The following is a 10,948-nucleotide window of genomic DNA, read 5'->3' as shown; positions in this document are numbered from 1 at the left end:
GCATTTCCGGATTCTTACACAACCACTGGATCGGTCAACCGATCCTTAACTGATCGGCATTACGCCCAAAGGCGCCATTCTTCACTGCGGCAAGAATTACTTCTTAATGCGGATAACCGGAGTTTCACCCACGGTCACGCTACCAGACAGTTTGATCAGTTCTTTGATTTCATCCATGTTGGAGATAACAACCGGAGTCAGGGTAGACTTGGCTTTTTCTTCCAGCAACGGCAGATCGAACTCGATGACCGGATCGCCAACTTTCACGCGCTGACCTTCTTCAGCAATACGCTTGAAGCCTTCGCCTTTCAGCTCAACGGTGTCGATACCGAAGTGAACGAACAGCTCAATGCCGCTATCGGATTCGATAGAGAACGCATGGTTGGTTTCAAAGATTTTGCCGATGGTACCGTCAACAGGGGCGACCATTTTGTTACCGGTTGGTTTGATAGCGATGCCATCACCAACGATTTTTTCAGCAAAAACTACATCCGGCACGTCTTCGATGTTGACGATCTCGCCAGAGAGCGGGGCAACAATCTCAATAGTTCCGGTGTCTTTCTTATCATCAGAAACCAGAGATTTTAGTTTATCGAACAAACCCATGATCTTCTCCTAAGCAGTAAATTGGGCCGCATCTCGTGGATTAGCAGATTGTTTTTTCTTCAATGAACTTGTTAACCAGCGTCATTAACTCGTCCGTTGTCGGTTGAGCAAGAGCCTGCTCTGCTAACACCTTCGCATCTTCGAAGTTCGTGTTACGGATAATCTTCTTAATGCGCGGGATAGAAATGGCGCTCATAGAGAATTCGTCCAGACCCATCCCCAGCAACAGAAGTGTAGCACGTTCGTCGCCTGCAAGCTCACCACACATGCCAGTCCATTTACCTTCTGCATGAGAAGCATCAATAACTTGCTTGATCAAGTTCAGTACGGACGGTGACATTGGCTGGTAAAGGTGTGAAATCATATCATTACCACGGTCAACTGCCAGGGTGTACTGCGTTAAATCATTGGTGCCGATACTAAAGAAATCAACTTCTTTGGCTAAATGACGCGCAATTGTTGCCGCAGCCGGTGTTTCCACCATCACGCCAATCTCAATGCTTTCGTCAAATGCTTTACCTTCGTCACGCAGTTCCTGTTTGTAGATTTCAATCTCTTTGCGCAGCGCGCGAACTTCTTCAACAGAGATGATCATCGGGAACATAATGCGCAATTTACCGAAAGCGGAGGCACGCAGAATCGCGCGAACCTGGTCACGCAGGATCTCTTTGCGATCCATGGCGATACGCACGGCGCGCCAGCCCAGGAACGGGTTCTCTTCTTTCGGGAAGTTCATGTACGGCAGCTCTTTGTCGCCGCCAATGTCCATGGTACGGACGATAACCGCCTGCGAGCCGCACGCTTCAGCGACCGCTTTATAGGCGGCAAACTGCTCTTCTTCCGTCGGCAGCGCGTCGCGATCCATGAACAGGAATTCAGTACGATACAGACCAACGCCTTCCGCGCCGTTGCGCTCAGCGCCTTCAACGTCACGAACGGTACCGATGTTGGCGCAAACTTCAACCTGATGTCCATCCAGCGTGATTGCCGGCAGATCTTTCAGTTTTGCGAGTTCCGCTTTCTCGGTCGCAACCTGCTCCTGGACGGCGCGCAGTTGCTCAATAACATCGTTGGTCGGGTTGACGTAAACCTGGTTGTTTACGGCATCCAGAATCAGATAGTCGCCGTTTTTCACCTGAGAGGTGACGCTACCGGTACCTACGATCGCCGGCAGTTCCAGAGAACGCGCCATGATGGAGGTATGAGACGTGCGTCCGCCCGCGTCGGTGATGAAGCCCAGCACTTTCTGCAGGTTCAGCTGTGCGGTTTCTGACGGCGTCAGGTCAGCGGCAACCAGGATAACTTCTTCCTGAATCGCGCTCAGATCGATAATGGCCAGACCCAGGATGTTGCGCAGCAGGCGCTTACCGATATCACGTACGTCAGCCGCACGCTCTTTCAGGTATTCATCATCCAGTTCTTCCAGGGCAGTGGCCTGACCTTCGATAACTTCATGTGCGGCTGCGTCAGCCGTCATGTGCTTATCTTTAATCAGGGCTATGATTTCCTGCTCCAGCTCCTCATCTTCGAGCAGCATAATATGCCCTTCAAAGATGGCTTCTTTTTCTTCACCGAACGTTTCACCAGCTTTTGTCTTGATCGCTTCCAGTTGCGCAGATGCCTTGGCACGACCGCTCAGAAAACGTTCAACTTCCTGATCAACCTTGTCGGCAGAAATTTTTTTCCGGTCAATGACGATTTCGTCTTCTTTCAGCAGCAGTGCTTTGCCGAAAGCGATACCCGGGGATGCTAAAATGCCTGAAATCATAACCCTACCTTACTTGTGACTGATTTTTAAAAGAACCCGGAAAAAAAACTTACTCGAGTTCCGCCATCAGTTTGACCAGATGTTCAACCGCTTTCTGCTCATCTTCACCTTCTGCGGAGATGGTGACGACGGTGCCTTGAGTCAGGCCCAGAGTCTGCAGTTTAAACAGGCTTTTCGCGCTGGCGCTTTTGCCGTTGGAAGTCACAGTAATCTCAGAAGTGAAGCCTTTTGCTTCTTTAACAAACTGAGCAGCAGGGCGGGTGTGCAGACCGTTCGGAGCGGTAATGGTAACTTCTTGCTGGAACATTGTATTTCCCCAACTTATAGGTTTAGTGTTGTGGAACTAAAGTCTAGCCTGGCGGCTCAACTTTAGCCTGTATTGTTAGCGCCGGCGTAAACGGGACGCGACACAAAAGGTGTTCTGCGCAATCCGTTGCTGGCAACTTATGGCCGCTGACGTTTCGCTCGTCATTAAACATTATGCCGCGAAAGGAAGATTTGAACCAAATCATAAAATCGATTCAGCTAACGCTTTTCCTGTAACGATTAATTTCGCGCATCAAAATAATTAGTCTGGTTAAATACCAGTTCCGGCAGGGTGAATCAATGCCAGGTGAGGTGAAAGTTTGAAGCAGGCCACAAAAAAGCACCCAAAAAGGTGCTTTTTTACGCGTTTTTAACATGCTGGCATCACTGTTGCAGTTCTTTCTCAGTAAAGAGATCGGCGAACAACGCGGTGCTCAGATAACGCTCACCTGATGAGGGTAGGATAACCACAATATTCTTATTGGTAAAGCTTTCATCTTCCTGCAGCTTAAGCGCGGCAGCAACCGCGGCGCCGGAAGAAATTCCCGCCAGAATACCTTCCTCTTCCATCAGACGGCGCGCGGTAGAAATGGCTTCTTCATTGGTGATGCCAACCACTTTATCAATCAGTTTCAGATCCAGGTTGCCCGGGATGAAGCCTGCGCCGATGCCCTGAATTTTATGCGGGCCCGGTTTGATCTCTTCACCAGCCAGCGCCTGGGCGATAACCGGAGAGTCAGTGGGTTCCACCGCAACGGTGATAAGATCGGTTTTACCCTTCGTCCCTTTGATATAACGCGTGACGCCGGTTAACGTACCGCCAGTACCAACGCCGGAGATAAACACATCCACCTGACCATCGGTGTCTTCCCAGATTTCCGGGCCGGTGGTTTTTTCATGGATTTCCGGGTTGGCAGGGTTACTGAACTGCTGGAGCAGGAGATATTTTTGCGGATCGCTGGCGACAATTTCTTCGGCTTTCTGAATAGCGCCTTTCATCCCTTTCGCCCCTTCGGTCAGCACCAGATTCGCGCCTAATGCTTTGAGTAGCTTGCGGCGTTCAATGCTCATGGTCTCCGGCATGGTCAGGGTGAGTTTGTAACCGCGCGCGGCGGCGACATACGCCAGCGCAATACCGGTATTGCCGCTGGTCGGCTCCACCAGTTCCACGCCAGGTTTCAGTACGCCACGCTTTTCGGCATCCCAAATCATATTGGCGCCGATACGGCACTTGACGCTGAAGCTCGGGTTGCGCGACTCCACCTTCGCCAGAATGCGTCCATTACCGATACGGTTCAGTCGAACCAGCGGCGTATGACCGATAGTCAGCGAGTTATCTTCATAAATCTTACTCATGGCCTGTCCTTAACTGTATGAAATTGGGATACCTTCCCAGCATACCTTCCAGCCAGATATGGGGAAGTAAGGATTTCGCATATCTATATGCTGATGGGGAATAATGGTTATCAGTATGGAATAAGAGACAGCATAAGAGCCTATCCCATTAGGGCTATTTTACTTGCCATTTTGGACCTGGGCAGTGCTCAAAATCCTCACGTACTACGTGTACGCTCCGGTTTTTGCGCGCTGTCCGTGTCCAAACTGGCTGCGCCAATAACGCCTGGTGGGATAGGCTCTAAGCCATCTCTTATTTATACATTTTTACGTTATTTCCATAACGCGTGTTTAGCACGCCAGCAATCAACCCACATTGCCGTCGCGCCACAGACGGCGACAGGCATAATGAAAAGGTTAAGCACCGGAATCATCGTAAAGAGGCTGGTGAGCGCGCCAAATTGCATATTCGCCACCTTCTGCGTGCGCAACGCGGCGCGCATCGTTTTAAACGGCACTTTGTGGTTATCAAACGGGTAGTCGCAATACTGGATCGCCAGCATCCAGGCGCTGAACAAAAACCACAGCACCGGCGCGATGGTTTGGCCAATGCCAGGAATAAAATAGAGAACCAGCAGCACAATCGCGCGCGGCAGATACCACGCCAGCTTTTGCCATTCACGTTTCATAATGCGCGGTACATCTTTCATGATGCCGAGTATGCCGGTATCTGGCGGTGTGGCACCGGTTAACCGCGCCTCAAGCTGTTCGGCTAAAAGGCCGTTAAACGGCGCGGCGATCCAGTTGGCGAGGGTAGAGAAAAAATAGCCAAAGACCAGCAGAACAGAAATAACCGCAATCGGCCACAGCAGATAGCTCAGCCATTGCAGCCAGTCCGGCACATGACTCATCAACGAAGGTATCCAGGCATCAAGCTGGGTAAACAGCCACCAAAATGCGCCGCCCATCAGCACAATGTTGACCAGCAAAGGTAAAATAACAAAGCGGCGGATTCCCGGTAGGGTGACTAACTTCCATCCTTGCGAGAAATAATAGACGCCGCTATGTGGTACGGTTGTGGATGATGAAACCATATGCAGGACATACTCCTTTTTCTTAAAGCCCCGGGTAAACGTGGGATATCTTACCCGGTTATCAGACGGTGGATAGTTCGGAAATGTTCGAAAAAACAGCAAAAAGTACATTTTCCTTCATCTTTATGCTGCGAAAGCCAACAGTACACTTGCACTTGACGTAATCGGCAAATACTCTTAGTGAGTAAATGTTTGCCGTGGTGGCAAGGTGTTAGAACAACAGAGAATATAATGATGCAGGATTTGCGTCTGATATTAATCATTGTTGGCGCGATCGCCATAATCGCTTTACTGGTACATGGTTTCTGGACCAGCCGTAAAGAACGATCTTCTATGTTCCGCGATCGTCCACTAAAACGCATGAAATCGAAACGCGACGACGACTCGTATGACGACGATGTCGAAGAAGACGAAGGCGTGGGTGAAGTTCGTGTTCACCGCGTGAATCATGCCCCCGGCCAGCCGCAGGAGCATGATGCCCCTCGTCAGTCGCCGCAACACCAGTACCAGCCGCCTTATGCGTCTGCGCAACCGCGTCCAGCGGCACCACCGCAGCCGCAAGCGCCGATGCAACCGCCGGTTCAGCAACCGGTCCAACCTGCGCCTCAGCCTCAGCAGGTTCAGCCATCTGCGCCGCCGGTACAGCCGCCGCAACAGCAGCCTGCACCGCCGTCGCAAGCGCCGCAGCCTGTTGCGCAGCCCGCGCCGCCGCCATCAGCGCAAACCTTCCAGCCTGCGGAACCTGTGGTTGAGGCAGAACCGGAAGTGGAAGAAGCGCCGGTAGTGGAAAAACCGCAGCGTAAAGAGGCGGTCATCATTATGAACGTCGCAGCCCATCATGGCAGCGAGCTTAATGGTGAAGTGTTACTGAACAGTATTCAGCAGTCAGGCTTTAAATTTGGCGATATGAATATTTTCCATCGTCATTTGAGCCCGGATGGCAGCGGCTCGGCCTTGTTCAGTCTCGCGAATATGGTCAATCCGGGAACGTTCGATCCTGAGATGACGGACTTCACTACGCCTGGCGTCACTATTTTTATGCAGGTGCCGTCTTACGGCGATGCGCTGCAGAATTTCAAGCTGATGCTGCAATCCGCGCAGCATATCGCTGATGAGGTCGGCGGCGTCGTGCTGGATGACCAGCGTCGGATGATGACGCCGCAGAAACTGCGCGAATATCAGGACCGCATCCGCGAGGTGATGGACGCTAACGCCTGAGGTTAACGCAGGTGTGACATTTTTAACGTAACCCCCGCCTGTCGGGGGTTTTTTATCATTGATGGTGTGATATGGAACCAATCGAACAACAACTGACAGAACTGCGAACCACGCTTCGCCATCATGAATATCTGTATCATGTGATGGATGCGCCGGAGATTCCCGACGCCGAATATGACCGCCTGATGCGGGAACTGCGAGAGCTGGAGGCGCAACGTCCGGACCTTATCACGCCGGATTCGCCCACGCAGCGCGTTGGCGCGGCGCCGCTGACGGCATTCAACCAGATTCGCCATGAAGTACCGATGCTGTCGCTCGATAACGTATTTGATGAAGAAAGCTTCCTGGCGTTTAACAAGCGAGTGCAGGATCGTCTAAAAAGCACGGAAAATGTCATCTGGTGCTGCGAGCTAAAGCTGGATGGCCTGGCGGTCAGCATTCTGTATGAAAACGGCGTGCTGGTGAGCGCTGCGACGCGTGGCGACGGCACCACCGGTGAAGATATCACTTCAAACGTGCGCACGATTCGCGCCATTCCGTTAAAGCTGCACGGCGATAACATTCCGGCGCGTCTTGAAGTTCGCGGAGAGGTATTTTTACCGCAGGCCGGGTTCGAAAAGATCAATGAAGACGCGCGCCGCACTGGCGGCAAAGTGTTTGCTAACCCGCGTAACGCGGCGGCGGGCTCGCTGCGTCAGCTCGATCCGCGTATTACGGCGAAGCGACCGCTAACATTTTTCTGCTACGGCGTCGGTATTCTGGAAGGCGGCGAGTTGCCGGATACGCATCTGGGGCGTTTGCTGCAATTTAAAGCGTGGGGGTTACCGGTCAGCGATCGCGTGACGCTGTGCGATTCTCCCCAGGCGGTACTGGATTTTTATCACAACGTCGAAAAAGATCGCCCCACGCTCGGTTTTGATATCGACGGCGTGGTGATTAAGGTCAACTCGCTGGCTTTGCAGGAACAGCTGGGCTTTGTGGCCCGCGCGCCGCGCTGGGCGGTGGCGTTTAAATTTCCTGCTCAGGAGCAGATGACTTTTGTGCGCGACGTTGAGTTTCAGGTAGGGCGCACCGGGGCGATTACGCCGGTAGCGCGTCTGGAACCGGTTCAGGTGGCTGGTGTGCTGGTCAGCAATGCCACGTTGCATAATGCCGATGAAATTGAACGGCTTGGCTTGCGTATTGGCGATAAGGTGGTTATCCGTCGGGCAGGCGATGTGATCCCTCAGGTGGTCAACGTGGTTCTGTCCGAACGCCCTGAAGAGACGCGTCCGATTGTGTTTCCAACGCACTGTCCGGTGTGCGGATCGGACGTAGAGCGCGTCGAAGGCGAAGCCGTTACCCGTTGTACCGGCGGGCTGATTTGCGGCGCGCAGCGTAAAGAGTCGCTGAAACATTTTGTGTCGCGCCGGGCGATGGATGTAGACGGGATGGGCGATAAGATCATCGACCAACTGGTGGAAAGGGAGTATGTCCATACGCCAGCGGATCTGTTCCGTCTGACGGTGGTTAAACTGACCGGCCTGGACCGAATGGGGCCAAAGTCCGCGCAAAATGTTGTTAACGCGCTGGAAAAAGCCAAAGCGACGACCTTTGCGCGTTTTCTCTATGCGCTGGGCATCCGTGAAGTGGGTGAAGCGACGGCGGCGGGGCTGGCGGCTTATTTCGGTACGCTGGAGGCGCTGCAGGCCGCCACCATTGACGAGTTGCAGAAAGTACCTGACGTGGGGATTGTGGTCGCTACGCACGTCTTTAACTTTTTTGCCGAAGAGAGTAATCGTGACGTGATTGGGCAGCTACTGGCGGAAGGGGTGCACTGGCCCGCGCCGGTAGTCATTAATGTGCAAGAGATCGATAGCCCGTTTGCCGGTAAAACCGTGGTACTAACCGGTAGCCTGAGCCAGATGTCCCGCGATGACGCTAAAGCGCGTTTAGCGGCGCTGGGCGCGAAAGTGGCAGGCAGCGTATCGAAGAAAACCGATCTGGTGATTGCCGGTGAAGCGGCGGGTTCGAAACTGGCCAAAGCGCAGGAACTGGGTATTACCGTGATTGATGAAGCGGAAATGATCCGCTTACTGGGTGCCTGAGATGGAAAAAGAGCAGTTGGTTGAAATTGCCAACACCGTGATGCCGTTCGGTAAATATCAGGGACGTCGATTGATCGACCTTCCGGAAGAGTATTTGCTGTGGTTTGCCCGTAAAGATCAATTTCCGGCGGGTAAACTGGGGGAGTTGATGCAAATCACGCTGCTGATTAAAACCGAGGGGCTGACGCAACTGGTGCAGCCCCTGAAACGCCCGCTTTAAGCTTTCGCGGCGCGGCTTTCCTGCTGCGCCTGTAACTTCTCGGTCTGGCGTTTGTAGCGCCGCGCCAGCCCTGCGCAGACCATCAGTTGGATCTGGTGGAAGATCATCAGCGGTAATACCATCATACCCAGCACTGACGTCGGAAACAGAATATTGGCCATCGGGATCCCGTTGGCCAGGCTTTTTTTCGAACCGCAGAAAACAATAGTGATTTCGTCGGCTTTATTGAAGCCGCATTTACGGGCGACAAAGACGTTAATGGCGATGACGATCGCCAACAGTATGAGGCTGACCACGACGATAAACAGCAGCGATCCCCAGCCGACTTTGTGCCAGATGCCGTTGACCACCGCTTCGCTGAACGCCGAGTAGACCACCAACAGAATAGAGGTCTGATCTGTTTTCGCGATCCACTTTTTGTTGCGCGCGACCCAGTTGCCGATCCACGGGCGAGACAGGTGTCCCAGCACAAAAGGCAGCAGCAGTTGCAGCATAATTTTGCCCACCTCTTCCAGACTGCCCTGCGCGCCATGAATATTCATTACCAGACCGACCAGCAACGGCGACAGGAAAATGCCCAGCAGACTGGACGCAGACGCTGAGCACACCGCGGCCGCGACGTTACCGCCCGCGAGTGAAGTAAACGCAATCGCAGACTGCACGGTGGCGGGCAAAATACACAGATACAGAAAGCCGCTGTAGAGCATAGGGTCGACATTGACAGGCGCCCACCAGGCAAACAGTACGCCGAGGACAGGAAAGAGCACAAAAGTGCTGCACATGACCCACAGATGCAACCGCCAGTGGCTGCCGCCAGCGATGATCGCTTCACGCGAAAGCTTCGCGCCATGCATAAAAAACAACAGAGCGATGGCCGCTGTTGTAATACCTTCAACGACAGGCACAAAGCCGCCTTCCGCCGGGAAAAAAGAGGCCAGTAGTACCACGGTGATAAGTGTCAGCGTGAAAGGGTCAAGGATACGAAAAAGTTTCATAAAAACTCCTGAAAGTCGGTGCAGCTATTTTGCGTTTTTCGCTTTGAGAAATAAAATTGATTTATTGCATCTATATATGAATCTAGTCGATGAACTATTCACTGCGTCAACTGCGTATTTTTATTACCGTCGCCCAGGCCAAAAGTTTCAGTCGGGCAGGGGACAGGATTGGACTGAGCCAGTCTGCGGTCAGTCATAGCGTAAAAGAGCTGGAGCGGCAAACCGGCGTCAGACTGTTGGATCGCACTACGCGTGAGGTGGTGCTGACCGAGGCGGGGCAACAACTGGCGACGCGTCTGGAGCGGGTGCTTGATGAACTGAACAGCATACTGCGCGATGCAGGCAGAGTAGGGACACAATTAACCGGCACCGTGCGCGTTGCCGCGAGCCAAACCATTTCTGCGCATCTTATTCCGCAATGTATTGCCCAAAGTAATTCGCTTTATCCCGCTATTGATTTTGTATTGCACGATCGTCCGCAGCAGTGGGTGTTGGAGAGCATCCGCCAGGGGGAAGTGGATTTTGGCATCGTTATCGATCCCGGCGCAGCGGTGGATTTACAGTGTGAAGCCATCTTATCAGAGCCTTTTTTACTGTTGTGTCGCCAGGATCATCCGCTGGCGCATCAGAAATGGGTAAGCTGGCAGGATCTTAAACAGGCGTCGCTGGTCTTACAGGATTATGCTTCCGGCAGTCGACCGCTGATTGATGCGGCGCTGGCCCATTTTTCTATTGAGGCGGATATCGTGCAGGAGATTGGTCACCCGGCCACGCTGTTTCCAATGGTGGAAGCGGGAATCGGCATCAGCGTGCTGCCCGCGCTGGCGTTACCGCTCCCGCAGGGCAGCCACTTACAGGTTAAACGGCTGACGCCCGTAGTTGAAAGGCAGCTCATGCTGGCGCGGCGAAAAAACCGATCGCTCTCCACGGCGGCGCAGGCGTTGTGGGACGTGGTGCGTACTCAGGCCAGCGAATTAACCGCCGCGAGGGCGAAAGATCCGCTGTATCAGCTATAGACGGTAAGCGAGCCGGTAGCGTTGCTGCGGTATTTATGCCGAGTGGCGGCTTCGCCTTATCCGGCCTACGTGTGCGGTATCGTCTGCGCCGGATGGCGACTAACGTCTTATCCGGCCTACGCGGCGGTGTCGTCTGTAGGCCTGATAAGCGCAGCGCATCAGGCAAGACCCGAACCTGCTGCAGGTTCGAATCTTCCATATCGCAGATAGCAAAAAAGCGCCTTTAGGGCGCTTTTTTACATTGGTGGGTCGTGCAGGATTCGAACCTGCGACCAATTGATTAAAAGTCAACTGCTCTACCAA

At 53.1% G+C, this 10,948-nt stretch carries 10 protein-coding genes; 4 read left to right on the top strand and 6 right to left on the bottom strand.

From position 1 onward, the window contains the following. Nucleotides 1-96: 96 nt before the first annotated feature. From crr to cysZ, 5 genes are all read right to left on the bottom strand, one after another. Complete coding sequence (crr, locus tag ACLD11_RS21310; RefSeq protein ID WP_000522253.1) at nt 97-606, bottom strand: PTS glucose transporter subunit IIA; 510 nt, start codon at nt 604-606, stop codon at nt 97-99. A gap of 40 nt (nt 607-646) precedes the next feature. After that, a complete protein-coding gene (gene ptsI, locus ACLD11_RS21305; RefSeq protein ID WP_000623118.1) occupies nt 647-2,374 on the bottom strand; it encodes a phosphoenolpyruvate-protein phosphotransferase PtsI in 1,728 nt (575 codons plus the stop codon). 49 nt (nt 2,375-2,423) lie between these two features. Beyond that, nucleotides 2,424-2,681, bottom strand: coding sequence for a phosphocarrier protein Hpr (gene ptsH, locus ACLD11_RS21300; RefSeq protein ID WP_000487600.1), 258 nt, complete (start codon nt 2,679-2,681; stop codon nt 2,424-2,426). A 383-nt stretch (nt 2,682-3,064) separates the two neighbouring features. Then, a complete protein-coding gene (gene cysK / locus ACLD11_RS21295; protein WP_000036904.1) occupies nt 3,065-4,036 on the bottom strand; it encodes a cysteine synthase A in 972 nt (323 codons plus the stop codon). A 311-nt stretch (nt 4,037-4,347) separates the two neighbouring features. Continuing rightward, nucleotides 4,348-5,109, bottom strand: coding sequence for a sulfate transporter CysZ (gene cysZ, locus ACLD11_RS21290; protein WP_000255004.1), 762 nt, complete (start codon nt 5,107-5,109; stop codon nt 4,348-4,350). Nucleotides 5,110-5,340: 231 nt separating this feature from the next. Here cysZ and zipA point away from each other — a divergent pair, with 231 nt between their 5' ends. From zipA to ACLD11_RS21275, 3 genes are all read left to right on the top strand, one after another. After that, on the top strand, nt 5,341-6,327 hold the full coding sequence (zipA, locus tag ACLD11_RS21285) for a cell division protein ZipA (RefSeq protein WP_411015345.1): 987 nt from the start codon (nt 5,341-5,343) through the stop codon (nt 6,325-6,327). 71 nt (nt 6,328-6,398) lie between these two features. Next, complete coding sequence (ligA, locus tag ACLD11_RS21280; protein ID WP_411015344.1) at nt 6,399-8,414, top strand: NAD-dependent DNA ligase LigA; 2,016 nt, start codon at nt 6,399-6,401, stop codon at nt 8,412-8,414. A gap of 1 nt (nt 8,415) precedes the next feature. Beyond that, nucleotides 8,416-8,634: a DUF3820 family protein gene (locus ACLD11_RS21275; protein ID WP_001519708.1), complete on the top strand. Its 219-nt coding sequence runs from the start codon at nt 8,416-8,418 to the stop codon at nt 8,632-8,634. Here the strand turns inward: ACLD11_RS21275 and ACLD11_RS21270 are convergent. After that, nucleotides 8,631-9,629 (bottom strand): bile acid:sodium symporter family protein, encoded by a 999-nt coding sequence (locus ACLD11_RS21270; RefSeq protein WP_000765569.1) that lies wholly within the window; start codon nt 9,627-9,629, stop codon nt 8,631-8,633. The genes ACLD11_RS21275 and ACLD11_RS21270 overlap by 4 nt on opposite strands. Nucleotides 9,630-9,718: 89 nt before the next feature. Between ACLD11_RS21270 and ACLD11_RS21265 the strand changes: the two genes are divergently transcribed. Then, on the top strand, nt 9,719-10,645 hold the full coding sequence (locus ACLD11_RS21265) for a LysR family transcriptional regulator (RefSeq protein ID WP_079821073.1): 927 nt from the start codon (nt 9,719-9,721) through the stop codon (nt 10,643-10,645). Nucleotides 10,646-10,948 lie beyond the last annotated feature (303 nt).

The sequence above is a fragment of the Salmonella sp. 741265116_PST genome, from assembly GCF_046567715.1.
Lineage (GTDB): Bacteria > Pseudomonadota > Gammaproteobacteria > Enterobacterales > Enterobacteriaceae > Salmonella > Salmonella enterica.
Note: the sequence above shows the minus strand (reverse complement) of the source record. Positions and strands in the feature narration are given on the sequence as shown.

What these genes read in the sequence shown, in the direction of transcription:
- crr (WP_000522253.1), bottom strand. Translation starts at nt 606, where the DNA reads ATGGGTTTGTTCGATAAACTAAAATCTCTGGTTTCTGATGATAAGAAA.
- ptsI (WP_000623118.1), bottom strand. Translation starts at nt 2,374, where the DNA reads ATGATTTCAGGCATTTTAGCATCCCCGGGTATCGCTTTCGGCAAAGCA.
- ptsH (WP_000487600.1), bottom strand. Translation starts at nt 2,681, where the DNA reads ATGTTCCAGCAAGAAGTTACCATTACCGCTCCGAACGGTCTGCACACC.
- cysK (WP_000036904.1), bottom strand. Translation starts at nt 4,036, where the DNA reads ATGAGTAAGATTTATGAAGATAACTCGCTGACTATCGGTCATACGCCG.
- cysZ (WP_000255004.1), bottom strand. Translation starts at nt 5,109, where the DNA reads ATGGTTTCATCATCCACAACCGTACCACATAGCGGCGTCTATTATTTC.
- zipA (WP_411015345.1), top strand. Translation starts at nt 5,341, where the DNA reads ATGATGCAGGATTTGCGTCTGATATTAATCATTGTTGGCGCGATCGCC.
- ligA (WP_411015344.1), top strand. Translation starts at nt 6,399, where the DNA reads ATGGAACCAATCGAACAACAACTGACAGAACTGCGAACCACGCTTCGC.
- ACLD11_RS21275 (WP_001519708.1), top strand. Translation starts at nt 8,416, where the DNA reads ATGGAAAAAGAGCAGTTGGTTGAAATTGCCAACACCGTGATGCCGTTC.
- ACLD11_RS21270 (WP_000765569.1), bottom strand. Translation starts at nt 9,629, where the DNA reads ATGAAACTTTTTCGTATCCTTGACCCTTTCACGCTGACACTTATCACC.
- ACLD11_RS21265 (WP_079821073.1), top strand. Translation starts at nt 9,719, where the DNA reads ATGAACTATTCACTGCGTCAACTGCGTATTTTTATTACCGTCGCCCAG.